Origin of the sequence: Chitinophaga sp. (assembly GCF_039596135.1) — a bacterium.
In the GTDB taxonomy this organism is placed as follows: domain Bacteria; phylum Bacteroidota; class Bacteroidia; order Chitinophagales; family Chitinophagaceae; genus Chitinophaga.
The window spans coordinates 1-26,546 of record NZ_JBCNKH010000088.1 but is presented as its reverse complement, the minus strand read 5'-3'; the positions used below and the strand labels follow the sequence as shown (position 1 = coordinate 26,546).

23 protein-coding genes are annotated in these 26,546 nt (G+C 46.1%); 13 read left to right on the top strand and 10 right to left on the bottom strand.

All coding sequences use genetic code 11. From position 1 onward, the window contains the following. Positions 1 to 1,088 (bottom strand): BT_3928 family protein (locus ABDW16_RS28225; RefSeq protein ID WP_343674498.1); only part of this gene is annotated, 1,088 nt, incomplete at its 3' end. A gap of 121 nt (positions 1,089 to 1,209) precedes the next feature. On the opposite strand from ABDW16_RS28225, the gene folP reads away from it, so the two are divergent. Then, positions 1,210 to 2,040 (top strand): dihydropteroate synthase, encoded by an 831-nt coding sequence (gene folP, locus ABDW16_RS28220; protein WP_343674497.1) that lies wholly within the window; start codon positions 1,210 to 1,212, stop codon positions 2,038 to 2,040. 112 nt (positions 2,041 to 2,152) lie between these two features. Then, positions 2,153 to 2,968, top strand: a complete 816-nt coding sequence (gene cdaA, locus ABDW16_RS28215) for a diadenylate cyclase CdaA (protein ID WP_343674496.1) — start codon at positions 2,153 to 2,155, stop codon at positions 2,966 to 2,968. A gap of 220 nt (positions 2,969 to 3,188) precedes the next feature. Here the strand turns inward: cdaA and ABDW16_RS28210 are convergent, their stop codons facing one another. Together ABDW16_RS28210 and ABDW16_RS28205 are read right to left on the bottom strand one after the other, a co-directional pair. Continuing rightward, complete coding sequence (locus ABDW16_RS28210) at positions 3,189 to 4,064, bottom strand: FKBP-type peptidyl-prolyl cis-trans isomerase (protein WP_343674495.1); 876 nt, start codon at positions 4,062 to 4,064, stop codon at positions 3,189 to 3,191. Positions 4,065 to 4,091: 27 nt separating this feature from the next. Further along, on the bottom strand, positions 4,092 to 5,096 hold the full coding sequence (locus ABDW16_RS28205; RefSeq protein ID WP_343674494.1) for a DHH family phosphoesterase: 1,005 nt from the start codon (positions 5,094 to 5,096) through the stop codon (positions 4,092 to 4,094). Positions 5,097 to 5,359: 263 nt separating this feature from the next. On the opposite strand from ABDW16_RS28205, the gene ABDW16_RS28200 reads away from it, so the two are divergent. The 3 genes from ABDW16_RS28200 to ABDW16_RS28190 all read left to right on the top strand — a co-directional run bounded on the left by ABDW16_RS28200 (position 5,360) and on the right by ABDW16_RS28190 (position 8,033). Further along, complete coding sequence (locus tag ABDW16_RS28200) at positions 5,360 to 5,779, top strand: nucleoside-diphosphate kinase (protein WP_343674493.1); 420 nt, start codon at positions 5,360 to 5,362, stop codon at positions 5,777 to 5,779. Between the two features lie 151 nt (positions 5,780 to 5,930). Then, positions 5,931 to 6,827, top strand: a complete 897-nt coding sequence (gene xerD / locus ABDW16_RS28195) for a site-specific tyrosine recombinase XerD (protein ID WP_343674492.1) — start codon at positions 5,931 to 5,933, stop codon at positions 6,825 to 6,827. Positions 6,828 to 7,067: 240 nt separating this feature from the next. Further along, on the top strand, positions 7,068 to 8,033 hold the full coding sequence (locus tag ABDW16_RS28190; protein WP_343674491.1) for a phosphatidylinositol-specific phospholipase C: 966 nt from the start codon (positions 7,068 to 7,070) through the stop codon (positions 8,031 to 8,033). A gap of 123 nt (positions 8,034 to 8,156) precedes the next feature. On the opposite strand, the gene ABDW16_RS28185 is transcribed toward ABDW16_RS28190, so the two are convergent. Further along, positions 8,157 to 8,951, bottom strand: a complete 795-nt coding sequence (locus ABDW16_RS28185; protein WP_343674490.1) for a hypothetical protein — start codon at positions 8,949 to 8,951, stop codon at positions 8,157 to 8,159. Between the two features lie 405 nt (positions 8,952 to 9,356). Between ABDW16_RS28185 and ABDW16_RS28180 the strand changes: the two genes are divergently transcribed. The 4 genes from ABDW16_RS28180 to ABDW16_RS28165 all read left to right on the top strand — a co-directional run bounded on the left by ABDW16_RS28180 (position 9,357) and on the right by ABDW16_RS28165 (position 11,991). Beyond that, positions 9,357 to 9,767: a hypothetical protein gene (locus tag ABDW16_RS28180; RefSeq protein WP_343674488.1), complete on the top strand. Its 411-nt coding sequence runs from the start codon at positions 9,357 to 9,359 to the stop codon at positions 9,765 to 9,767. A 79-nt stretch (positions 9,768 to 9,846) separates the two neighbouring features. After that, positions 9,847 to 10,443 (top strand): hypothetical protein, encoded by a 597-nt coding sequence (locus ABDW16_RS28175; protein ID WP_343674486.1) that lies wholly within the window; start codon positions 9,847 to 9,849, stop codon positions 10,441 to 10,443. Beyond that, entirely contained in the window at positions 10,440 to 11,240 is an 801-nt protein-coding gene (locus ABDW16_RS28170; RefSeq protein WP_343674484.1) for a histidine kinase, read from the top strand. The genes ABDW16_RS28175 and ABDW16_RS28170 overlap by 4 nt, the downstream gene beginning before the upstream one ends. A 91-nt stretch (positions 11,241 to 11,331) precedes the next feature. After that, positions 11,332 to 11,991: a response regulator transcription factor gene (locus ABDW16_RS28165; RefSeq protein WP_343674482.1), complete on the top strand. Its 660-nt coding sequence runs from the start codon at positions 11,332 to 11,334 to the stop codon at positions 11,989 to 11,991. Between the two features lie 387 nt (positions 11,992 to 12,378). Here ABDW16_RS28165 and ABDW16_RS28160 read toward each other — a convergent pair whose 3' ends face one another. The 4 genes from ABDW16_RS28160 to ABDW16_RS28145 all read right to left on the bottom strand — a co-directional run bounded on the left by ABDW16_RS28160 (position 12,379) and on the right by ABDW16_RS28145 (position 17,534). Beyond that, positions 12,379 to 14,061, bottom strand: a complete 1,683-nt coding sequence (locus ABDW16_RS28160) for a sodium:solute symporter (protein ID WP_343674481.1) — start codon at positions 14,059 to 14,061, stop codon at positions 12,379 to 12,381. 281 nt (positions 14,062 to 14,342) lie between these two features. Beyond that, complete coding sequence (locus tag ABDW16_RS28155) at positions 14,343 to 14,510, bottom strand: hypothetical protein (protein ID WP_343674480.1); 168 nt, start codon at positions 14,508 to 14,510, stop codon at positions 14,343 to 14,345. After that, complete coding sequence (locus ABDW16_RS28150; RefSeq protein WP_343674479.1) at positions 14,511 to 16,988, bottom strand: PIG-L family deacetylase; 2,478 nt, start codon at positions 16,986 to 16,988, stop codon at positions 14,511 to 14,513. It abuts the gene before it with no gap. A 216-nt stretch (positions 16,989 to 17,204) separates the two neighbouring features. Beyond that, on the bottom strand, positions 17,205 to 17,534 hold the full coding sequence (locus tag ABDW16_RS28145) for a DMT family protein (RefSeq protein WP_343674478.1): 330 nt from the start codon (positions 17,532 to 17,534) through the stop codon (positions 17,205 to 17,207). Between the two features lie 1,047 nt (positions 17,535 to 18,581). Between ABDW16_RS28145 and ABDW16_RS28140 the strand changes: the two genes are divergently transcribed. From ABDW16_RS28140 to ABDW16_RS28130, 3 genes are all read left to right on the top strand, one after another. Continuing rightward, complete coding sequence (locus ABDW16_RS28140; protein ID WP_343674476.1) at positions 18,582 to 19,124, top strand: RNA polymerase sigma-70 factor; 543 nt, start codon at positions 18,582 to 18,584, stop codon at positions 19,122 to 19,124. Positions 19,125 to 19,226: 102 nt separating this feature from the next. After that, positions 19,227 to 20,237 (top strand): FecR domain-containing protein, encoded by a 1,011-nt coding sequence (locus ABDW16_RS28135; protein ID WP_343674475.1) that lies wholly within the window; start codon positions 19,227 to 19,229, stop codon positions 20,235 to 20,237. Between the two features lie 107 nt (positions 20,238 to 20,344). After that, positions 20,345 to 23,668: a SusC/RagA family TonB-linked outer membrane protein gene (locus ABDW16_RS28130; RefSeq protein ID WP_343674473.1), complete on the top strand. Its 3,324-nt coding sequence runs from the start codon at positions 20,345 to 20,347 to the stop codon at positions 23,666 to 23,668. A 304-nt stretch (positions 23,669 to 23,972) separates the two neighbouring features. Here ABDW16_RS28130 and ABDW16_RS28125 read toward each other — a convergent pair whose 3' ends face one another. Both ABDW16_RS28125 and pyrR read right to left on the bottom strand, forming a co-directional pair. Then, positions 23,973 to 24,902 carry an aspartate carbamoyltransferase catalytic subunit gene (locus ABDW16_RS28125; RefSeq protein WP_343674472.1) on the bottom strand — a complete coding sequence of 310 codons (930 nt, stop codon included), beginning with the start codon at positions 24,900 to 24,902 and terminating at the stop codon, positions 23,973 to 23,975. A gap of 273 nt (positions 24,903 to 25,175) precedes the next feature. Further along, positions 25,176 to 25,703, bottom strand: coding sequence for a bifunctional pyr operon transcriptional regulator/uracil phosphoribosyltransferase PyrR (pyrR, locus tag ABDW16_RS28120; RefSeq protein WP_343674470.1), 528 nt, complete (start codon positions 25,701 to 25,703; stop codon positions 25,176 to 25,178). Positions 25,704 to 25,904: 201 nt separating this feature from the next. Here pyrR and ABDW16_RS28115 point away from each other — a divergent pair, with 201 nt between their 5' ends. Beyond that, positions 25,905 to 26,414 carry a peroxiredoxin gene (locus ABDW16_RS28115; RefSeq protein WP_343674468.1) on the top strand — a complete coding sequence of 170 codons (510 nt, stop codon included), beginning with the start codon at positions 25,905 to 25,907 and terminating at the stop codon, positions 26,412 to 26,414. Positions 26,415 to 26,546 lie beyond the last annotated feature (132 nt).

Below are 26,546 nucleotides of genomic sequence, written 5' to 3'. Positions count from 1 at the left end.
CACGGTATATCATGATAATGCCACTTCCCCTTTATCGTTCCTTTTTCCAAAAGAATCAAACAAGGATTACTCCGCCCCGCCGTCTTTATCGCCGTTCCATCCATATTCAAAAACTGGAACTGCAATCCATGGGCCTTCACAAAACCATCCACCTGGTCTTTGGTAGAAGCCGTCACCCCATAAATATAACATTTACCCTGCGCCTGTTGCTGTTGCAACGCATGTATTTTCTCATCCCAACCCTTTCCGGCCTCATTCACATCCTTCACCAGGAACAAATACACCGGCGCAGGCTCTGACAAAATCGCGGCTGTCTGGTTCCCCCCGTTAAAGTCCGTCAGAATAAAATCCTTGATCGGCGGCTCTCCATCACCTTCCTGCACCAGTTTATCCTTCCTGTCTACATACACCCAGGTACTGTCATTCCATGGGAAGTTCTCTGTTGTAAACTCTTTCTCCTTGCCGTCTTTCTTATAGATCAACACCGTCTCATACACATCCGGATGCGCACCCGGCGGCAGTTTCATCTTCTCAGGAATATTATTACCTACCTTATAACCGAGGCAATCCACCACTGGCAGATGCGCCAGCGTATACCACTGAATACCCAATGAAAACACCAGCGACAGCAACATCAACGTCCCATTTACCCTGGTACCGAACAATGGCCCGATCTTATTTCTGTACAGGAAGATGACAAGAATCATCACCAGCAAAGCCACATCTTTCCAGAAAGTTTCTGCCGGAGACAGCTTGATACAATCCCCGAAACAGCCACACTCACGCACAGTACCGCTGAACAGCGCATACGCCGTCAGGAACGTAAAGAACGCAATGAGCAACAGTATCAACCACGAAAACAGCCGCATTCTATACCCCAGTAAGATCGCCACACCACACACAATCTCAAATGTATTCATAGCGACTGAGTACACCAGCGAGTAGTGCGACATAAAGCCCAGGTGTAGTACTTCAAAAAATTCGTCCATCTTATAACTCAGGCCCAGTGGATCGTTCGCTTTGATCAGACCGGAGAAGATGAACAACACCCCCACAATGATTCTTAATAGGTTAAGGAGAAATTTCATGGATAATTTAATTTATTGTGTCAGTTTACCTGCCGGCACATCGACACATTATAGCTAAATTTGCAAGGCAAAATAATCAATAATAAGCAAACAGGATAAACGGAAAGGAGGAATGGCAATTATGAGTACAATTAACTGTAAAGGCAAATTACTGGATCTGTCAACCCCGGTCGTGATGGGGATCATCAATATCACTGACGATTCTTTTTTTGCCGATAGCCGCACCCAACAACTGGATGCAATATTGGAAAAGGCAGCCCGGCACCTGGCAGAAGGCGCTAAAATATTGGATATAGGTGCACAAAGTACCCGGCCGGGGTCTGTGACCGTAGGGCAGGAAACGGAAATTGACAGGCTGATACCGGCTATCACTGCACTGGTAGAGCGGTTTCCGGATGTCATTATCTCTGTCGATACCTATTATGCCAGGGTAGCAGCGCAGTGTATGGCTGCAGGAGCGGCCATCATTAACGATATCAGCGCCGGAGATATGGATCCGGATATGATAGCGGTGGCGGCAGCTACACAGGCCCCTTATATTGCCATGCATATGCAGGGTACCCCGGCTAGTATGCAGCACCAGCCGAAATATGAAGATGTAACCCGGGATGTACTGGATTACTTTATCCGGAAAAAAGCTGCATGCCTGCAGGCGGGGATTAAAGACATTATTATTGACCCGGGATTTGGATTTGGAAAAACCATTGCACACAATTATACCCTGTTGAAAAACATGGATGCTTTTCATATATTGGATTGTCCTTTATTGATTGGTATTTCCAGGAAATCGATGATTTATAAACTGCTGGAAAATACACCTTCGGAAGCGCTGAATGGCACAACGGTGTTGAATACACTTTCCTTACAGGCAGGCGCGCACATATTAAGGGTACACGATGTGAAGGCTGCTGTAGAGGCAGTGAAAATCCATCAGTACATGAAAGGTCTCTGACATTCCGACGGAAAGGCACACAACTAAAACTCCGGAGTTTTCGGATATTCACGCCCACGGGGTTACTCCTATTTAAACCATATCTATTTAATATTCATTATTTTTACAATCTATGGATGACTTGTTTCAATTTTACGGATACCGTTACAACTGGTTAAACGTTCTTGACCTGGCGATTGTAATTTTCCTGGTGATACAGCTCTACCGGCTGCTCAAAGGCAGTCTGGCATTCAATATATTCGTTGGCCTGCTCATGGTATACTTCGCCTATTTCATGGTGGAGCTCCTGCACATGCCCATCCTTACCCTGATCCTTCAGAACTTCATCAATATCGGCCTGATCGCTATTATTATCATCTTTCAGCCCGAAATACGCAAGTTCCTGCTGGTGTTAGGGAAAAAAGCACCGCTGAGCAAAGACAGCTTCTTCACGAAGCTCTTCCTGCCTGATAAATTCAAAAGCTATAAAGAAGAAGAAAATATTATCGACGAAGTGGTGACCGCTGTCAGCCGCATGGCTGCCACCTCTACAGGAGCCCTGATCGTATTATCCAATTCTTATCGTGTAAAATTTGATACTGCTTCCAGCATTTCACTGGATAGTAATATCAATGCAAAACTGCTGGAAAGCATTTTCTGCAAAGGCAGTCCGCTGCATGACGGCGCCCTCATTATCGTGGGGAACAAGATCCTGGCCGCCAAGGTCATCCTTCCTGTGTCAGAAAATCCTAACTTACCCATGCAGGTAGGGCTGCGGCACCGTTCTGCAGTTGGGATTACGGAGCATAGTGATAACCTTGCTATTGTGGTCTCGGAAGAGAGAGGGACTATTTCATATGCTGAGGATGGCCACCTGGTACAGGATGTATCGCTGGAAGATCTGAAGAGTAAGTTGTACGAGGTGCTGGTGGATGGATATGCAGGGTAAACTCAAAAGGAAAAGAGAATAACCTCCTGGGAATCGCTTAAAAGGCTACCTGCTTCCATCAGGTATTCAAATAAGGAGAGAATATGGACCTCCTGAGAAGCGCATAAAAGGCTACCTGTACCTGCTTCCATCAGGCACCCGAATTAAAACAGGCACCCGAATTAAAAAGAGCCCGTATCAAAGTAAGATACGGGCTCTTTTCTATATAAGAAGCTATTAATTATTTCTTCTTAGCCGGTGCAGCCGGAGCCACAGGAGCAGCAGTTGGCTTCACAACATCCAGCAATTCTACATCAAACACCAGTACGGAGTTAGAAGGAATCTGCGGAGTTGGCTGTAAACCATAACCCAGACCGGAAGGCAGAATCAGGGTAGCTTTTGTACCTTTCTTCAGAGAAGCGATACCAGCATCCCAACCTTTAATTACATAACCTTTACCAATTGGGAAACGAATTGGTTCCAGTTTTCTACCTGGGTTGATTGTAGAATCAACAGAAGAATCGAAAACTTTACCATTCAGCAGTTTACCAGTGTAGTTCACTACAACGGTATCACCTGGCTGAGGCTGTTCGCCACTACCAGCTACCTGGGTAGCTACATACACCCCTTCAGCATTGGCAGTAGCCTGGAGGTTGTTTTTAGTAGTATATTCCTTGATCAGTTTCTGATCTTCCGCCAGTTGTTTAGCAGAGGAGAATTTGCTAACTACTACGAAAGTAACGTTCAGCTTGTCACCTTTCTTAGCAAAAGGAGGGCGTGGCTGAGGCAGGGAATCTACAGGGATGGCAAAGGTAGCGCTATCACCTTCTTTCAGAGCTGCCAGACCGTCCATCAGGTCCCATTTCTGCTGAGACTTCTGGATCAGTACAGGAACTGGTGCACCACCACTTCTATCGGCGGATTTAGCCAGGAGAGAATCGTTCAGCTTCTGGTATATGTTCATCAGCACAGTGTCACCCACTTTAAGCTGCGCACCACTACCTGATTTGTGAACGATATAATCTACGCCACCGGGCGTCTTTTTTTGACTACCGGCACCGCAGCTGGCCAGCAACAGGCCCAATGCTGCAACTAACAACTGATTGTTCTTTTTCATTTGACTGTATTAGTAGGATTGAATGACTTATTGTAATGCTTCTTCATTTTCGGCAATCGCGTCTACAAAACGCTGTACCGTCCTCTCGAGTGAATCGGAACTATGACCGCCAGCTGCATGGAAATGACCGCCGCCGTCAAAGTACTTACGGGCAAAGGTGTTCACGTCAAAGTCGCCCTTGGAACGGAACGACAGCTTCACCTCCTGGTGCCGGTCTATGATCAGCGCCGCCATCTTAATGCCCTGGATTGAGAGCAAAAAGTTGACCACACCTTCCGTATCGCCCGTCTGCAGGTCAAAACGCTTCAGATCAGCATATGGTATAGCAATCATAGCGGTGTTGTACTCATAATAGACCTCCATCCGGTTCAGCAGACTATGGCCCAGGAAGCGGAGACGGTTTTCAAGGAAATTATCATATATCGCCTGGTGAATCAGCTCGTGGTTCAGACCGTGATCCAGCAAATCAGCCACCATACGGTGTACACGGGACGATGTAGAGGCAAAACGGAAAGAACCGGTGTCTGTCATGGTACCTGCATAAATACACTGTGCCATTGCATCGTTAATATAACGCTCTTCTCCCATTTTGTGTATAGTCTCATACACCAATAATGCCGTTGACGCCGCAGTAGTATCGCTCACACCATATTCAAATACAGGCTGAGGCTCCAGGTGATGGTCAATCAGAATTTTTACACACGTCAGCGCAGCCAGGTACGGCTCCATGTTCTTGGTTCTGTACAATGCATTGAAATCCAGGCAAAACAGCAACTCCACTCCCTCCAATGCCTTCATCGCCTTATCCTGCGAAGATTCGAAATCCAGCACTTCCTGTGAACCCGGCATCCAATTCAGGAACTCCGGGAAATTGGTAGGTGAAATAACAGTTACATCGTGTCCTTTCTGCTTCAGATAATGGTACAAGGCCAGAGAACTTCCCATTGCATCTGCATCAGGCTTCTGATGCATTGTTATGACCACTCTTTTAGGGGTTTCCAGCAAAGGCTTAATTTCCTCGATCCTCTTCATTTTATATTAATAATATAATGTAACTGTTTTTACCGAAAAATGAAGTGCGAAGTTCTCTATTTAGCGCAGAATTTCAAAATTTTTGGGAGCTGGATTTAAAATTCCCTATAGAAGCGCGAAAATTCAGGTCAAATGGCTGCTTTAACGGCAGAAACCGCTCTTTTTTACTATGCGTGAGCACTATCAGCTGCTTTTTTTTTCTGATTGCCCAAAATCTGGTTACATTTGCGCGCAAAATCCGCTAATTAGTTACTCAATATATTATGGCTAACAACAGAACCTTTACAATGATCAAGCCGGATGCCGTAGAAAACGGTCATATCGGTGGTATCCTGAACAAGATCAACGAAGCTGGTTTCCGCATCGTAGCGATGAAGATGACCAGACTGTCTGCTCAGAAAGCAGGTGAATTCTATGCAGTACATAAAGAAAGACCTTTCTATGGTGAACTGGTTGATTTCATGAGCAGTGGTCATATCGTAGCAGCTATCCTGGAAAAAGATAACGCTGTAGAAGCTTTCCGCAAACTGATCGGTGCTACCAACCCGGCTAATGCTGAAGAAGGTACTATCCGTAAAATCTATGCTGAGTCAATCGGTCGTAACGCTGTTCACGGCTCTGACTCCGACGAGAATGCTGAGATTGAAGGTAACTTCTTCTTCTCCGGTCTGGAAAAATTCTAAGCTATTTCAGATATTCCCAAAGCAGGATGTCTCGAAAATAAACGAACATCCTGGGAATCGCTTAAAATATTACCTGTCCCCATCAGGTACCCGAATAGAAAGGAGGCGTATCAGGCTTTTGATACGCCTCCTTTTTTATTACCTTGCATCCATGTGGGATATTTATCTGAAAGGATTCAAAGCTTATTTACAACTCGAACGTTCCCTCTCTGGCAACTCTATTGAGGCCTACCTGCGCGATGTAGAGAAACTGGTGCAATACCTGCAATCCGTTAATATATCCCTCCCCCCCGACCAGGTTGAACTCACCCACTTACAATCCTGTATACAATGGATCGCTACCCTGGGTATGACGGCTACCTCACAGGCACGTATCATCTCGGGCATCAAAGCCTTTTATAAGTACCTCTCATTAGAAGACATCGTGAAGCAGGATCCTACACAGTTATTAGAAGCACCTAAAACAAAGCGGCAACTTCCCGATGTACTCAGTTTTGAAGAAATAGAAGGGATCATTGCACAGATCAAAGCGGGTACGCCGGAAGGCACACGTAACCGTGCTATATTGGAAACCATGTACAGCTGCGGATTACGGGTGAGTGAGGTGACCGGTTTAAAAATTTCCCAGTTACATTTTGATGCAGGTTTTATTCGTGTAATTGGCAAAGGCGATAAGGAAAGACTGATTCCCATTGGCCGGGATGCGATTAAATACATCAATATATATAAAGATGAAGTGCGGGTACATATGCCTTGCAAACCCGGGCAGGAAGACATTCTTTTCTTAAACCGGCGGGGTAGCGCATTGACCCGTGTGATGATCTTTTTAGTGATAAAGGAACTGACGGCTGCTGCAGGTATTGACAAACAGGTATCACCACATACATTCAGGCATTCCTTTGCCACACACCTGGTAGAAGGTGGGGCAGACCTGCGCGCAGTGCAGGAAATGCTGGGGCATGAGAGTATTACTACTACTGAGATTTATACACACCTGGATAGGGAATATTTAAGAGATACATTACAAAGGTTCCATCCAAGGTTTTGAGCAACGAGGATTTATGCCCTTCCGGAAAGAGAATATTTAAGAGATACATTATCCAAATGTTTTATTATTACCCTTCTGTTAAGGATATCTTTCTCCTAACCAACTTATCAATTCCCGTATTATTTTACACCCGAAAATTCAAACCTACAACCTGTTACACGTTTACACTGTCACGCTACCTATAGCTGTACAATGCATGCGTTAACATTTCCTATTGCCTGAAATAAACGCATAAACCAAATGAAAGCGTCGTCTATCCTTCATGTTCCAGCCACCATGCTGTTATCCCTCGTCTTGTTCAGCTGTTCGAAACAAGACCTTCCTGCTCCCCGTTTACAAAACACCGTAGCCGCTACCAGCGTAGCTGCCGTAAGTGTTGCATCCAATAGCTGGATGACGGCGTTGGCAGACAACACCAATCTTGCAGCCCTCTCTATTCCCGGTACACACGACAGCGGCGCCCGTGTAGAACCTGTATCCGGTACTGCCAAATGCCAGGATCTCTCTATTGCAGATCAGCTGGAAGCCGGTATCCGCTACCTCGACATCCGCTGCCGGCACATTGACAATGCCTTTGCCATTCACCACGGGTCCATCTATCAAAACCTGAACTTCGACGATGTACTGACTGCCTGTAAAACCTTTCTCACCAACCATCCCAAAGAAGTAATTGTGATGAGTGTAAAGGAAGAATACGATGCAAGCAATAATACCCGTACCTTCGAACAAACCTTTGATACCTATGTATCGAAATATGGCAACATCGTCCTGGGGGCCACTGTGCCTAACCTGGGAGCTGTAAGAGGCAAGATCGTATTACTCCGTCGCTTTGCAGCCACCACTACCCCTAAAGGCATTGATGCTACCAACTGGGCAGACAATACCACCTTTACCATCAGTAACGGTAACGCCAATCTGAAAATTCAGGATAATTATATCGTAAATGATAACGCTGCCAAGTGGAGCAACGTGACTGCATTATTTACTGAATCGAGTACGACCAGCAACAGTACCCTGTATATTAATTATACCAGCGGTTATAAACCTTTGATCTTCGGTATTCCAAGTATTACTTCTGTATCGGGTACCATCAACCCACAGATAGAAAGTTATTTTTCGACACATACCTCGGGCAGGTATGGAATCGTACCTATGGATTTTGCAAATGCAACAAGGTCTACGGCGATCTTAAACACCAACTTCTAAAGCCAAAAGGTCAGTGTCGAAGGCACTGACCTTTTGGACCCCGGGGAGCTGAAGCCCCGTGTGGGTTATCGAACGCCAGGGACGTTTGATAACCCACACGACTATTTAAATGACAAATTATCTTTACCCCACCAGTTTATTCAACCACCTTGCCGCCTTCTTTACCACTCCGCCCTGCATCGTAATATTCATCACACTACATGCATCCACCGCTCTCCTTCCCGGCATTGCCGCTACTTCTGCCTGTTCTTCCCAAAGCAGCTGCTTATCTCTATACACTTTAAAATATACATCGGGGCCAAGCAACTGCCCGCCGGACAGTTGCTTTCTGCTGAATCTGATCTGGTAACGCCCCCGATCGTCTGTGCTGCTACAGGCCAGCATACGGTGGTTACCTGCATTGTACGCTTCTACTCTCAATTGTGATTGTCCCTTTTTGTCGTGGGTGCGCCTCACTATCCCGGCTATCACCCATGTACCATAGCTGGCTCGGATCTGTGCCCAACTTTCAACTGGCATAACATAAGCATAAGCCGCTACATACCGTTGCAATGAATGCTTCCATTGAGGTACCAGCCGGCTCAGATGGTAATGTGTTTCCATCCTCCCGCCTGCCTCCTCGGGCATGCCCTGCAAACTGATGTCTAACTCTAAAGGTTCCGTGAATAAGTGCAATTGTTCCCAGCTAAGGCTGAAATTGCCGTGATGATCCAGGGCTGTTTCAGCTAATAACCGATCCTGCTTATTCAACACCTCTGATGGGGTCAACTGCCTGGGGCCACTAAAAATATTTTTATGGGGGTAACGATTTGATAAATGCCCATCCGGCAAATAGACCCTGATCCGGGCGTTTACCAACGGTTCAGTACAGTCAGCTGAGATCAATGCAGAAATGTTTCCAATTAACAGGTAACACATAGTCGTAAGTTTAAAAATTGGGGTCAACCCGGTTAACCTTAAATCTGGTTGTGGTTTCTCTGCATGTCTACTAGGAATGAACAAACTTTGGGTAGAAAGGCCCGTCGATGCTTGCTCGCATGGTGAGGATAGCTATACCCCACAATGCAAAGATTAGGAAGTATCTTTTTTTAAACAAGCGTTGGAATACGTTGTTTTCAGAATACGTAGTTCTACGCATTTTTATGGGAGCCCTACGGTAGATTACTTACAAAAGTAACCATTCTTTAACGCATAACTACATGATATCAAATAAGATGAATTCAATCTCCCCCCTCTTATGGCACAAATATGGGATACCGGGCACTACTTTGAAAAGTGATTATTTATAATAATTTTACCGCCAATTAAAACAACAGCATACGCATGAGTACTACCAAAACTAACTTCACACCAGATGCCGGAGGATTCATTCACCACGCTGAAGCGCAACGTTTAAGGGACAATTACTGCAACAAAAAGCGCCAGAAGACTCCACACGATCCTGATTTCGTACAGGCTTATTTCTTCGGGAAAGACAAACTACAACAACTTCTTGATTGTCAGGACGACATCATTGGCCTGCGCATTTATTTCGGCGACGACCATGATCATCCTGACCAGGAACTAAAGAAAATGGTGATCTACGCTGTGAAAGCAGATGGACACAACGTACTTTACAAAGATTCTACAGCTGCAAAACAATTGAGCCTGAGCTCCGAAGCTCCTATCGAATTTGCAGCACTGGACCAGGGTTTACCATGTCCGACCAATTGCCCTGATACAGGAACCGTTTAAAAAAAGGCAGGTGATATCATTTCTGATTTTTTTCTACATCATGGAGGGGGTCGAATTTTTACTTTTGATCCCCTTTATCATGAAATTCAACATTCTCGACAAAGGTGGCAGATGGATTTTTTATTATCTTATCAGCAGCGTCGTTTTCGCAGGCGGATCACACCTGATCGCTTACATTTCGAGAAATAACATGTGGTTTTTTACACCCATGTCACTCATCCAATTCCTCATCCTTACCATCTTTTTCTATCATGTAATTAAAAACCAGCTAATCAGGAAAATTCTGCTCATTGTTTTAGGACTCATCACCTGTTTTGCGACGATCGATTTCTTTTTCCTGGAGGGGCCAATGGCCTATAACTCCTATTCCCTTTCCATTGAGAATCTCTTACTATTACTGTACAGCGTCATTTATTTCTGGGAACTCATGCGCGACGAGGACCTGGTGAAACAATCCATCTTTGTCAACAACCTTCCTAACTTCTGGTACAATAGCGGCCTGTTTATTTTCCATTGCTCCAACTTTATGTTGTCCCTGGCTTATAACTTTTTGCAGCACACCCATTTTGACCGGAGTATACAAAATGCCACGCTTTCTGTTACCTTTATCGGCGGATTTGCAGAAGTGGTCCTGATCTACATCGGCCTACTCAAAGCCCAAAAATTCAGGTCATGAACAGTTACGAAGTAGTTATCGTTGGTACGGCTGTAATGCTCACTATGGGCATCCTCGTCATCGTACTCGTTATTTTCCAGCAGAAACAGGTTATACAACACAAACTCCTGATCAGGGACAAAGACCTGCAACTGCAAAAAGAACGACTGGTAGCCATTCTCCAGGGGCAGGAACTGGAACGCAAACGCATTGCAGAAGACCTGCATGATGAGGTGGGCGCACAACTTTCCGTGCTCAAACTCAACCTCAACCAGCTGCAACCATTGCTCAAAACCGGCAATGGCGAACAGGAACAACTCAAAGAGACCAAAGAATTTACAGATACAATCATCCAGCACCTGCGCTTCATCTCACAAAGCCTGCACCCGCAGGCCCTTGAAAACCTGGGACTGAGCCGGGCGCTGGATTCATTCTGTAATATGATGAACCGTAATAAACAGGTACAGATCCACTTCACCGAAGACAGTAACCACCACGATGTGGAACCCGAAAAAGCACTGAATATCTACCGCGTAGTACAGGAACTCATCAATAATATTCTGAAACATGCACAGGCCTCCCAGGTGCAGATCAACTACCATACCACACCTACACTGCTCAGCATCCACGTTGCTGACAACGGAAACGGCCTGCTACTGGACTCCCTGGAACATGCCCGTCACAAAACCGGCAGCCTGGGCCTCAAGAATATTGAAAGCCGCCTCAACATCATCGGCGGTACTATCAGCTACAAAGCCGGTCAACCTACCGGTACAATCGCCGAAATCAAAGTAGAAAATTACCAGCGCGCTGAGTAATCATAGTATTTTATTCTAGCTTTGTCCCTGAGCAATGACACGTGAGACGAAACCGGGACAATTAATACAACTAATATAAACGGCTCCCTCTATGACAAACAACATTAAGGTAGCTATCGCCGATGACCATAAAATCTTCCGGAGTGGGGTGATCAATACCCTCACACCCTATGAAAACATCAATGTGGTGTTTGAAGCTGAAGATGGGGTACATTTATTAGAAATCATGGAAGAACAACAACCAGATGTGATTCTCATGGATCTGAAAATGCCCAACATGGACGGCATAGAAGCTACCAAAAAGGTTAGGGAAAAATATGCGCACGTAAAAGTAATCGTGCTCACCATGTATGAAGACGATAACTTCATCGTACATCTCATCGAGAACGGTGCTAACGCCTACCTGCTTAAAAATGCAGAACCAGGTGAAATTTACGAGGCTATTTGTACTACCTACGAAAAAGGGTTTTACTTTAATGAAAATGTGAACCTGGCCCTCCTCAAGAAGGTCATGCACAAAACCAAACAACAGTTCAAGCCTACTTTTCGCAGCGAGGTGCCCCTCACCGACCGCGAACTGGAAGTACTCCGCCTGATCTGTGAAGAGCTGACCACGCAGCAGATCTCAGAAAAGATCTTCCTGAGTCCGAGAACGGTAGAAGGACTACGCCAGAAACTACTGGAAAAAACCGGGGCCAAAAACATTGTAGGTCTCGTGATGTATGCATTCAGAAACGGGCTCATAGAATAGGCCTGAATACTGTCATGTGAAGGCTGCATTCAATTAAAATAAGCCTGATAGAACAGGCTATACACTGTCATGCAAAGGCCGCATTCATCAGAATAAAGCCTGATAAAACAAGCTAAACACTGTCATGCAAAGGCCGCATTCATCAGAATAAAGCCTGATAAAACAGCCTAAACACTGTCATGCAAAGGCCGCATTCAATTAAAATAAGCCTGATAAAACAAGCTAAACACTGTCATGCAAAGGCCGCATTCAATTAAAATAAGCCTGATAAAACAAGCTAAACACTGTCATGCAAAGGCCGCATTCAATTAAAATAAGCCTGATAGAACAGGCTATACTTTGTCATGCAAAGGCCGCATTCAATTAAAATAAGCCTGATAGAACAGGCTATACTTTGTCATGTGAAGGCTGCAGTAATTGAATCATCCACGCCAGTACGATCACCAGCAAACACCCGATCGCATTGAGCCACAGGAATGAAACAATTTTGGAAATAAAAACGATGATCACCACGATCTCCGTTACCACTGCCGCCCAGAATACGGCTGTGCCACCAATCCGCTTACAATAAAACGCTACGAGGAATATACCAAGAATAACGCCGTAAAACAGCGATCCCAGTACATTCACCGCTTCTATCAGGCTACCCAGTTTGCTGGCAAACTGTGCTACCACTATACAAAACAGTCCCCAGATAAACGTCCACCAGCGGGATGCTTTAAAGTAATGTTTATCCGGGGCTGTTCGTTTAAACTGTCTCTTGTAAATATCGATCACTGTCGTGGAAGCCAGGGAGTTCAATGCCGCAGCTATGCTGCCCCAGGCTGCCAGGAATATAATGGCAATCAATAAGCCTACCAGGCCCTTTGGCAGGTTATGCACTACAAAATCCAGGAAAATATAATTGGTATCGTTGGTATCAGCAGCAGGGTCTGCTTTTCTAATATAGTCGATGGCGGTAGTACGTACTTTAAGGGCATCCGCTTCGGCAGCCTGCAGTTTTTGCTGCGCGGTTACTGCCGCGGCATTGTCTTTTTTACGGAGCGCATCTGACAATGCCTTTACCTGCTCCTGTTTTACCTGGTTATACCCGTCATATTGCGTCTGCAATACCTGCAGGGCCGGCCCATTTACCTTATTCAGCTGCGCCTCATTAAAAAAAATGGGCGCCCTGAAGTACAGGTAAAATACAAAGACCAGCGAACCTATTAATAAAATCAGGAACTGCATGGGCACCTTTACCAACCCATTCATCAGCAATCCCAATCGTGACTCCGTCACACTCCGGGCAGTCAGGTACCTTCCTACCTGCGACTGATCCGTTCCAAAATAAGAGAGCGCTAAAAAGAACCCACCTATCAACCCGCTCCATATATTGTATTTATCCTGCCAGTCAAAATCAGTCACGATCACATTCAGCTTATTCATCTTTCCCGCTACCTTCAGGGCATCGTTAAATCCAATGCCATCTGGCAGCAAATGCACTACCATATAACCTGCCAGGAACATCCCCACAAAAATGATCACCAGTTGCAATGTTTGCGTATAACTCACCGCACGTGTACCACCGGATACCGTATAGATAATCAGGAGTCCGCCCATGATCACATTGGTCCAGTAAATGTTCCAGCCCAGCAAAGAAGAGAGAATAATAGCGGGGGCATAAATACTGATACCGGTAGACAATGCCCGCTGTATTAAAAATAATATAGCCGTCAGGGTACGGGTCTTACAATCAAACCTGCCTTCCAGGTATTCGTAGGCGGTGAACACTTTCAGCCTGTGGTAAATAGGTACAAACGCAATACAGATCACCACCATGGCCAGCGGCAATCCAAAGTAATATTGCACAAACCGCATCCCGTCAGTATACGCCTGTCCTGGTGCAGAGAGAAATGTAACGGCACTCGCCTGTGTGCCGATGATCGACAACAGTACAATGTACCAGGGCATAGATTGGTTATCCAGGAAGTAGCCGGCCATATCCTTCTGGCCACGGCTCTTCCACACACCGTATAAGATGATTCCGATTAATGTACCCCCCAGTACAATCCAGTCTGCTACACTCATGAATAAACTTTAGTGAATAAATAAAACGCGCCTATCAGCAGCAACAGCCAGCCGATTACAAGAGCATACCACTGCCACCATTGTGGCAGTAATGGCGGTTTATCTTCCTTCATAAAATACTTCCTTTAGCTTGATTACTTTCGCTTAACACGGTTCCGATTAATGTACCCAGTATGAGTCCTATCAGCAACCCGATTAGCCTGATTACTTTCTTCTGCTTAACATGGTTCCGATTAATGTACCCAGTAGTATGAGTCCTATCAGCAACCCGATTAGCCTGATTACTTTCTTCTGCTTAACATGTTTCCGCTCAGTAAACCCAATGCGAGTCCTATCAGCAACCCAATATGCACCCTTTTGATTTCAAACCCAATGACCAGTCCGATAATGATGCAGACAATCGCTGCCATACTCAGTCTTGATCGGTTTGGCTGTTTTTGCGTTGCCATTTACTTCTTTGTTGAAATCAGGTTCACAAATATGCGGTAAGCGCCGGGTACACCCGCAGGCAGTTCTCTGAAGAATGCCAGTGAGGTGTATACATACCTGCCTTTGCCATACTTTGCCACAATAGTAGATCCATCCAAAGCCGGATCTCCCTGGTCATGCATGGAAAAGAGCGGGGTATACTTCGCATCCGCATGGGTGGTAAAGTACAGACCGCGTTCCTGCACCCATCCTTCAAAGTCTTTCTGGGAAAGCTTATTCGGATAATTCATGGTTACATCATCAGGATGCAGGAAAGAGACTTCCGCTTTTTCGTCGGTCACACGGTCACGGCTCAGTGAAAACGGGTAAGGCCCGATGTCTGTGATCTGCAGGGGGCCGTTCACGTTATACTGTACCAGCAGGGTGCCTCCATTCTTTACGTACTCCATCAGGTGGGGTTGCCAGTATTTGATACGTGGATTAATATTATATACCCTTACACCAGTGATGATGGCATCGTACTGGCCCAGGTCTCCGTTCATAATATCTTTTTCGGTGAGGTGAGTTACTTCGTACCCTACCTGCTGCAGACTGGCAGCGACCAGGTCTCCTGCCCCGTCTATGTAGCCCAGTTTGCGGCCATTGTGCTGCAGGTCGACTGTCACCAGGCGGCCGGCGGCATCCGGGAATAAGGTAATGGTAGGAATGTGGTCATAGCTGATGGTCTGGATACCCTGTGCATAGGTATGGCCACCATCTTCAATGATCACCTTGAAAGTATCGGTGCGGTTGCTGCCGGCTACTTTGGCAGGTGCAATGTGAAACAACAGGGTTGTCTCGTCGCCTTTACCGCTGAGGTCAAAAGGCAGGGAAGCTTCCTGGCTGGAGAAACCGGCAGGCAGTTGCAGTCTCACTTTTCCGGTGGTAGCATTGCCCATGTTGCGCAGTTTTACCTGAACAGGTTGAGCCGTGGTGCTGGCGAATACAAACACGCTGTTGCCCAGGTTCGCTACTACCGGCGGAGCGATGATGAGGGGAGCGTATACCTCGCCTTTCACCGGGTCGGTATGTTTGTATTGCACAGGGCGGGAAACGGTCAGGTCTTCCCCGTCAATTTTCAAACGAAGAGTGGCCTGGATGCCCGGAATGTTTTCAGGATTGCCCACGAGCAGCGGATCCTGGATAGTGTATTCTCCTATTCCATGAGGTGCACGCAGCCAGTATGGTTCTGAAACAGGCATATTATCCGGCACCTGCATGGTGAGCGGAATATTTTTCAGCTGGTTAAAGTCCAGTTTATTTTGTGCAAAAGTGGTGTCTTTGCTGCCGAAGCTGAGCGACTGGATCTGCACAGGGATATTGCTGTTGCATATTACCTGCACGTTGCCCTGCATAGCTTGTCCGGGTACCACGACTTCGTTGTTGCTATAAGCTTCTGCCCAGATGCCGGCACAGGCGAGGATGAGACTTTCAGTTTCCTGCAGTTTCTGGTTACGCCAGTAGCCTTCGGGCAGGGCCTTGATGGCCTTCCTGATTTCCAGCAGGGCAGGCACGGTGGCCGCAGGATTTTCCAGGTTATAGGCAGCCCGGGCTTTGTCGATCAGGGTACCAATGGCTTTACCACCTTCGATGCGTGACCAGGTGGTATTGATGCCATCCAGCAGACTTTCATGGGGGGCATCGCCCTTGATGGTGGAAAAATATTCGAAGGAGCTACCACGGGCAGCGGGAACGCCAAAGCCCTGACTCTTGTGCTGGGAGCGGCTTTCAGCGGCAATTTCGCCGTAACCCTTACCCAGGAGATAGTTGAAGGCGCCGACATCGAGTTTGAACTGATCTTCGCTGGTGGTATTGAATCCACCGAAGTTGAAAGTGTTCCAGAGCAGGCGTTTTACCTTCCAGGGTTTTACGTATTGCAATTGTTCGGGAAATCGTTTTGGATCGGCGGCGGCATCGAAGGCTTCGGCAGCGATCATCGCGGAGGCAGTATGGTGACCATGGCCGGCGCGGCTATCGGCAGGAAAGCGACATACGATCACGTCGGGCTGGAACTTACGGATGATCCAGACAGCATCTGCCAGGATCTGTTCACGGTTCCAGATGGTAAAGGTTTCGGTGGGATTCTTGGAGAACCCGAAATCCAGTGCCCGGGTAAAAAATTGTTCAGCGCCATCAATGCGGCGGGCGCTGAGGAGTTCCTGGGTACGGATCAGTCCCAGGAGTTCGCCCTGTTCATTGCCGACCAGGTTTTGTCCGCCGTCACCACGGGTAAGGGAGAGGTAACCGGTACGATATAATTTTTCCTTTGCCAGGTAGCCCAGCAGGCGGGTATTTTCATCATCAGGATGAGCGGCCATATATAAAACACTTCCCAGCGTATCCAACTTTTTCAACTTCAGGGCAATGTCGGCAGAGTTGTTCACGGGCGAGGGTTGTCCCAGGGCCGTGATGGCTGCCAGCATGCCTGTTGTGAAGGCTAAACAGATGCTCTTTACCATTACTTTCAAGGATTTTAACAGGCTCAAAAATAGTGATAATAAGGAGGTGTTTTGGAAAATGTGATAAAAGGCTATAACCATAGTATAGCTATAGTGCTACCAGTACATCAAAAGGGCACTAAAAGGGCACTTCAATATCCCTGGGGATATTGAGGTGCCCTTTTGGTGTTCTTTTAGCACTCTTATTACAGTATAGTTATGCTATAGCTAAAGCGACTATTTCTTGAACATAAAATAGACGGCGCCCAGGATGAGGGCAAAAGACACGAGGTAATTCCACCTGATAGGTTCCTTCAGGTAAAAAATGGCAAAAACGGCAAAAACGGCGAGGGTAATGACTTCCTGCATGGTTTTGAGTTGAAAGCCGGAGAAGCCTTCCTGTTCACCGAACCGGTTGGCCGGGACCTGGAAACAATATTCAAAAAAGGCGATGCCCCAGCTGACGAGGATGACTTTCCAGAGAGCGACTTGTGTGTATTTCAGGTGACCATACCATGCAAAGGTCATGAATGTGTTGGAGATGATTAGAAAAATAATGGTACGCATGCTGCGAATGTACAGCGTTTCAAAAAAAAATCAGGCTATATCAGGTGGGATGCTGAAAAGAACGGTGCTAATTGGTAAAAAAAAATCAGGCTATATCGGGGGGGATGCCCGAAAAGAACAATCCTAACCAGCCGCAAAAATCCGCCTACATCAGGGGGGATGTCCCAAAAGAACAATCCTAACCAGCCCGCAAAAATCCGTCTACATCAGGGGGTATGTCCCAAAAACCCAATCCTAACCAGCAAAAAAAATCCGCTCATCTCAGAGTCGTACCCCTGGAATGAACGGATGCAGTTTGTAAATAGAAGGTTATCAGGAGGCCATGTACCCGCCCGTTAAAATTGGCAAGCATAGCGGGATCGGGTATGGTAGCTTTTCCTTAAGCAAAATAGATAAAAAAAATAAACCGGCCCAAAAGAGCCGGCCGGTTGTTACAGGTCTCAACTTTCCTATCATGCTTAGGAGTTGTAAGTTTTCAGAGTGCTAAAAAGGGGACTTGTACCCTTTCCGCATCATATATAATGATCTCTGGTATAATCTAAGGTATAGGCACCTGCCTTTTGCAGGTATAAAGTGGTATGACTGCACACCTATATATATTATTATATAGGGGTCGCGCTCGCATCACTGGCAAATCCATGCCCTCTGCTCACCCCTGCCCTCAGGCAGTGGTTTCCTCCCCAACTTGTCAATACCACTCTGTCTTTATAGAATAAAGAATGGTTACTCTTTAAATATTTTTAGCAGGCGCCTGCTAAATGCCGGCTTCTTATTCACTGTCTACATATATAATACAACCGTTATTATCTTCACCATTAGTCCATTTTAAAAAAAACTTGTCTTTTTTTAAAAAAAAGGGGCTTAAAAAGCCTAAACCAGCCACAGTGGCCAATCTACAAGTATAAAAAATTTATTTACTTTTTTTGTCAGACTGGTAAACAGCCATTTAGCCGGATTATTGATAGAATAACCATAATTTTGCTATATTCTGTTTTTTGAAAGCCGACTTTAGTTTTTTGAAAAACAGAATGAAAAGATAGTTACAGGATGCTGCCGCTCAACAATACAGATATAGTCACCGGGGTCCGGAACAGGGATAAACAAGTATTTGAAATTATATTCAATCAGTTTTCGCCGTCCATGTTCAGCATTGCCTTGCGCTACCTGAAAGATCAGGAAGAAGCGCAAGACATCGTGCAGGATGTATTCCTGAACCTGTGGCGCACTGCCGAAAACCTGGATGAGCGTGCTCCCATCCAGCACTACCTGGCCAGAGCCACCGTGAATACCTGCCTCAACCGCATCAAAAAGGCACAAAGGCAGCAGGCCTACGCAAAGGAACAGCAACAAACGCAGGAACCAGGTACCATTGAACACCTCCTGCTGGAACATAAAGAACTGGAAGCCCAGTATCTCTCCATTTTAGAAAAACTGCCCGAACAGTGCAGACGGGTCTTCGAAATGAGTCGCATTAAAGGATTGTCGCCCGCAGAGATCTCGCAACAGTTAAATATTTCCATCAATACAGTATATACACACCTTACCACCGCACTCAAAAAAATCAGGCTGGGACTGCTCAATCAGCAGTAGCGAGGCATACATATATATAATATATAGACGCCCAAGAAAATGTTAAATTTTTTCCACGGGGACTAATGGTAAGTTTATTTTTGATTGTATTAATAGTAAGAGATGAAACTACAGCAACCTGATATCGATGTCGTTATCCGCTACCTGGAGGAACCAGGACATGAGGAGCACAAACGTTCACTGGATGAATGGTTGCAGATGGATGCTGCCAATTTGGATATCTTTTTAGAAACCAAAGCCTTATGGCAGGGCGACGACCTGTTGCCCACAGCAGCTACCTACAATACCACGCAACAATGGCAAAGGTTTGAAAACCTGCTGGCCACAGAAGAGATCCTCTCCGGCCGCAATACCCTTACCCCAGCCACATCCACATCAACTCCCGTTATAAAGATGCGGAAACCTGTACACCGCTACTGGTGGGCAGCAGCCGCTTCTTTACTCCTGATGGCAGGAACTTACCTCCTGCTCCGTCAGCCAATGTATACGACCCAACAAACCGCACAAAATAAAGATAGCCTCCTGCTGCCAGATGGTACCAGGCTCTATCTGAACGCTCATACCTCTGTCAAATACCCCCGCCACTTCAAAGGTGATACCCGCGAAGTATACGTACAGCAAGGGGAAGTATTCGTAGATGTAAAGCATATGCCTGAAAAACCATTCACCGTTCACCTGAAAAATGTGGACATTGAAGTACTCGGCACCTCCTTCGATGTGAAAGAAACCAAACAGGGAGTAAAAGTCTTCGTACAAAGTGGTAAAGTAAGAGCTATTTACAAAAACAAGCATCAGGCCGTGATCCTCACTCCTGGCCAGGAAGCCGATATGCTCCTCGCCAGCGAAAGCATCACCACCCGTCACCATAGGAATAACAATCCCATCGCATGGAAAACTGGTCAGCTAACCTTCGACGATGCCTCATTGTCCGAAGTAGCCGACATACTCGAAGATTATTATAAAGTACGCATCGTACTAAAAAGTGACGCGCTGGCCGATAAAAAGCTGATCGCTACCTTCCATAAGGAATCCCTTTCTGAAGTACTGGACATCCTGTCAAAAACACTGCAGGTACATACCGTACAGAAAGATAGCCTCGTAGAAATTTATTAAGTACTTCCGGAGAAAAAATAATGCAGGAAACTCATATGGCACTCCGGAAGGCCGCTTTATCTAAGCGCTGGTACATAGCACTTTTTTGTGTATGTATAGGGCTTCTTTTGGCATGCCCACCAGTGAAGGCCCAGGATGCAGACACCATCCACGTCTCCCTGAAAGTAACCCGCACTCCCCTCCGCCAGGTACTACGCCTGATAGAAAAACAAACCGGCCTTACATTCGCTATCTCCTCCACCGTCATAGAAAACTCCCGGAGCATCACCATAAATGCTAATCACCAGCCACTCAATACTGTACTGCAACAGTTATTCTCAGGTAGCAAATACGCATTTGAAATCAGGAATAAACAAATTATCGTATTCCCTATTCTCCAATCACCGCCCGTGAGCGGGATACCGAAAGTTCCTGCCAAACCAGAACCTGAAGAATTCACTGTATCAGGCGTGATATCGGACGGAGAAAAACCACTGGCAGGAGTTTCCATCAGGGAAAAAGGTACCCGCAATGGGGTGAGCAGCAATGAAACCGGTCGTTTCAAACTGACTGTGAATAGTGGTGACGCCGTTTTACAAATTTCACTCATCGGCTACGAACCACAGGAAATACCGCTCAAACAAAGAAGAAACCTGGATATACTGCTGGTAGGTGATACCAAAATTCTGAACGACCTCGTCATCATCGGATATGGTATACAAACCAAAGCCAATATCACCGGTGCAATTGCCAAAGTCGAAGGCCGCCGCCTCAAAAGCCGCCCGGTTACAAGTGTACTGGCAGCCCTGCAAGGCACCGCACCAGGCCTGCTGGTAACCCGCCTCAATGGACAACCCGGTAAAGAAGGTTTTAATCTCCAGATCCGCGGACTCTCCTCTGGCAACAACAGCGACCCACTCGTACTCGTAGATGGTGCTCCCGGTGCTATTACCTTACTCAATCCCAACGATATTGAATCCATTTCTGTACTGAAAGATGCTGCCGCCGCGAGTATTTATGGCCCCCAGGCCGCCGGTGGCGTAGTACTTGTCACTACCAAAAGAGGGAAACCCGGCAAGATCAATGTAGAATACAACAGTCTCTTTGGCCTGGAACATCCCATCAACTTACCCAAACGTATGCACTCCTGGCAGGCAGCAACCTTGCAGAACCAGGCTGCCGTCAACGCCGGTATGGATCCTATCTGGACAGACCAGGAGATCGGTTACCTGAAAGATCCCGCTGTAGGGGCTGTTGCTGATGGCAGTGGAGATTACAAGTATTATTTTGACAACGATCCGCTGCAAAATGTAACACGCCAGAATAGTTCTGTTTCCAATTTTAATATCAGCGCCCGTGGGGGTTCTGCAGATCACCAGTATTTGTTGTCATTAGGACAGTTTTCCCGCCAGGGCCTGTTTAATACCGGACCTGATAATACCAACAGGAACAACGCACAATTGAATATCAACAACCGTTTCAGCGACATGATCAGCCTGGAAACGAGTTTACAGTATGCCCGGAGCCATACGCAATCTCCGGGTTACCGTGTGGATGGGTACAATGGATTGCTGAATTACCTGTACCAGGCACCGGGCAATGTGCCTGACCGTGTACCAAATACCAGCAACTATACCGCTGGTTACAACCCTATCTCCCTCTTACGGGATGGAGGTAAGCGGGATGAGCAAACATCTTTTGCAGATGCTACCTTTAGCCTGAAAGCAGAAAACCCGGTGCAGGGACTGACCCTGAAGGCGGTTTACAGTCCCCAGATCACGCATTACTACGATGGTCTTGGCAAGAAGACTATCGATTACTATAACGGCATTGGGTATGTGAACAGCATCAATGATCCGAACTCCCTGAAAAGAGGTGATCAGCTGGAAGTACAGCATAGCCTGCAGTTACTGGCAGATTATGATATTCCTGCCGGCAAACTGAATACCATTCACATTCTTGGTGGCTATGCGTACGAGAGTCATTACCAGCGGCAAAAGATTTCTTCCCTGTACAATGTGTCTGCCAATGAAATTGCCCAACTGGCATTCAATCAGCCTACATCGGCAGATATTCGCTGGTACAAGGCTTCCGGCTCACAGGGATCGCTGTTTGCACGACTGAATTATAACTTCAATGACCGCTACCTGCTGGAAGCAAATGTGGTGGCAGCAAGGTTGTTCTACAACAGTTCTGAAACAGGGGCTATTACCCGTCAGCACATCTTCCCTTCTTTCTCCGCAGGCTGGCGGTTGAATAATGAGCAATGGTTTAACCATGCCTTCCCCCTCTTCGATGAGTTTAAACTGAGAGCTTCATGGGGCCTGCTGGGGAATTTCAACTGGCGCTCCGGGCTGAATGATTATAACTACCGGGATCAGCTGAAATATCCGCAGGCGTATCCTTTGTTGAACGAAGATTATACAGACAGGTATATGCCGGGAAATAATAACTGGGAAACGATCAATACTACGAATGGGGGGTTGGATATGGCTTTCCTGAAGGGGCGCCTTACCGTAACAGCAGACTATTTTGTGAAGCATAACCCTCGTATACAGATAGCAGAGCAGACTTTGCCTCCTTATAATTACGCCTACCCTTCCTTCTTTATTGCAAGCATGCGATCATGGGGATGGGAGTTGAATATCGGGTGGAGAGATAACAGGGGGCCATTTAGTTATTGGGTGAATGCCAATCTTTTTGACGACCAGAATAAGATTTTACAATCGAATGGAAACACAGCCTGGCTGGCAGGGAATAATAAGGGGCTGGAAGGGTTGCCTTACAATGCGATTTTAGGGTACAAATCCGAAGGATACTTTCAGAGTAATGATGCCGTGAATGCACATGCGTTTCAGAGCACGGCCACAGCGGCGGGAGATTTGAAATATGTGGATCAGAATAATGATGGGATTATTAATGGGGGTACTTATACAAAAGCAGATCATGGAGACCTGGTGTATTTAGGCAGTTCCCAGCCGCGGTATTCTTATGGGTTTGATGCAGGATTTTCGTGGAAGGGACTGGATTTCTCCCTGTTCTTCCAGGGGATTGGGGAACGGAAAGTAATGGTGCCGGCAAAATACAGTATGCCGTTTGTAGAAGGCTGGCAGCAGCCCTGGCAGATTCATGCGAATTACTGGACGGCGGAGCACCGGCAGGCAGCGTTTCCAAGGCTGTATTACGGGTATAGCCAGAACCTGGCACCGAGTTCCTTCTGGGTGATGAATGCTGCTTATATACGATTGAAGAATTTACAGTTGGGATATACGTTTAGGTTTACGCGTGGGCAGCCATTGATCAGTAGTTTGAGGATTTATTTTTCAGGGCAGGATTTGTGGGAGATTAACCGGATGAAGATACGGTATTATGATCCGGAGCAGGCGGCGAATACAGGGTACCAGTATCCGTTTTTCAGGTCGTTTACATTGGGAATGAATGCGATATTTTAAGCATACTTACTTTAGGTATTTTGCTTTAATCTTTTTGCTTATAAAAAAACGCTTTTACCCAACACGCCAGTAAAAGAGGCCACTTTCCGATTCGAATATTTTAGCCTATAAAAAAACGCTTTTACCCAACACGCCAGTAAAAGAGGCTACTTTCCGATTCGAATATTTTAGCCTATAAAAAAAACGCTTTTACCCAACACGCCAGTAAAAGAGGCCACTTTCCGATTCGAATATTTTAGCCTATAAAAAAACGCTTTTACCTCCCGGCAAAAGCGTTTTTACTTATTGGATTTGTTAGTATTGACTAGTGTTCTTTCTTCCCTGCCAGCAGGTACAATACCGCCATACGAACCGCTACCCCATTTTCCACCTGGTTCAGTATGATGGAATGCCCGGAATCAGCCACGTCAGAGCTCAGCTCTACCCCGCGATTAATTGGCCCCGGGTGCATAATCACAATCTCTTTTTTGAGGCTATCCAGCAGCTGGCGGTTTACACCGTAAGCCAGTGAGTATTCTCTCAGGGAAGAGAAGAGTGGCGTATTCTGTCTTTCCAGCTGAATACGCAGCACGTTTGCCACATCGCACCATTCCAGTGTTTCACGGATGTCGTAACTGACATTTACCCCCAGTGCTTCCTGCATGTGCTTGGGGATGAGCGTAGGCGGACCTACAACCGTTACCTCTGCACCCAGTTGCTTCAGGCAGTAGATGTTGGACAGGGCTACGCGGGAGTGCATGATATCGCCGCAGATGGCGATTTTCTTACCTGTGACGGTACCGAGCTTTTCCCTGATAGAGAAGGCATCGAGCAGCGCCTGGGTCGGGTGTTCATTGATCCCGTCACCGGCGTTTACGATAGGTACCTGTATGTGTTTGGATAAGAAGTGCGGCGCACCGCTGGCCGAGTGTCGCATCACCACCATGTCCACTTTCATGGAGAGGATATTGTTCACAGTATCAATGAGGGTTTCACCTTTAGATACCGAAGAACCTGATGCTGAAAAGTTCACCACATCAGCACCAAGACGTCTCTCCGCCAGTTCGAAGGAGATACGGGTACGGGTGGAATTTTCAAAAAATAAATTAACGATGGTAGTATCCCTGAGCGTAGGAACTTTTTTGATAGGTCTTTGTAAAACCTCTTTGAACTGATCAGCCGTTTGAAAGATAAGTTCTATATCCTGACGCTTCAGACCGCGAATTCCGAGGAGATGATTTACTGATAATGACATTTAAGATGCAAATATAAATGACCTGAATACAAAACCCAAAAATCAATATCCGGACGGCGTCCTGAATTTATCTGATTATAATGTCGTCATGGTCTGTTTGCATTCACATTTCCGGGCAGATGGGAGGCTTTTATCCGATAATTGCGTTATCATGCCCGTCACGATCCTTACAGCACAATTTTACCATTTCCGACCAGACCACATGCCTTTATTCAATAATGACATCTAGCAGAGCTATATAAATACTCCATTTTCATGGTCGACCACATGCCTTTATTCAATAATGACGTCATCATATCCATCCCGGTCCTTCCACCTCACTTTCACCATTTCCGAGTTAACCGCATCAATCGTACGCCCCACATAATCGGCCTGAATAGGCAGTTCGCGGGTAAAACGACGATCTATCAGTACAAGTAGTTCTACCTCAGAGGGTCTGCCGAAATCGAGCATTGCATCCAATGCCGAACGGGTGGTACGGCCGGTGTACAGTACGTCGTCGATCAATATTACTTTCTTATTTTCAATTGAAAAATCGATAGCGGTTTCATTGGGCACATGGAGTGCCTTTCCCTTATTGAAGTCATCACGATAAAAGGTGATGTCAATTCTTCCGTATTGAATTTTTACGCCTGGCAGCAGCTTCTGCAGGGTGTTGTAGATTCTGTCAGCCAGGTAAATGCCCCTGGGCTGCAATCCGATCAGCACAGTTTGGGAGAAGTCTCCGTGATTTTCGATGAGCTGGTGACAGAGTCTGTCAACAGTGATGGCCACTTGTGTACCACTCAGTATGGTCTTCAAAGTATGCAGTTTTAGGGAGTAAAAATAAGGATTATGCGTTGAAATATTACAAATGATCGCTTCCACCTTTGGCAGAAGTGATCATTTGTGGTGCGGGCCTGCCGGCGGCTTTACAGGGGCGCTCACTTTTGAGAGAAAATTTTTTGCATTCCTACGGGTGATTCCGTATATATTGCATATGGTTTATTTAATCATAATTATATGAAGCAGATCCTTATGTTATCATTGTCCTTCTTTGTATTTGCATGCAATTCCAAATCCCAGTTGAAAGTAGGCGATAAGGTACCAGCCTTTCAGCTGAAGGACCAGGATGGCAATATGTTTGATATCAATTCTGTTTTGGGCAAACAGCCATTGGTCATCTATTTTTATCCAAAGGATGAGACCAGTGTGTGTACGAAAGAGGCTTGTTCTTTCAGGGATTCTTATACAGCTTTTTCTCAATATGGGGCAAAGGTGATAGGGATAAGTTCTGATGGGGTGGCTTCGCATAAGAGTTTTGCACAGCACCATAATCTACCTTTTACTTTGCTGGCAGATACTTCGAATAGTGTGCGAAAGTTATTTGGAGTGCCGAAGACTTTTGTGATTCCGGGACGGGTGACGTATATAGTGGATAAGCAGGGGATAGTCGTGCATACTTTTAATAGTATGAAGGATGGAGAGAAGCATGTAACGGAGTCGCTGGCGGCATTGAAGAATCTTAAATAATGAAAACAGCCTGTATTCTATGTTGAAAAACAAGGCTTGAGAAAAAAAGAATAAAAAAAGATCTATAAGGGCTGGTTCTGCGGAACCGGCCTTTATTATTCCTATAAAAACAATCTTCTCTAAGCAGACATT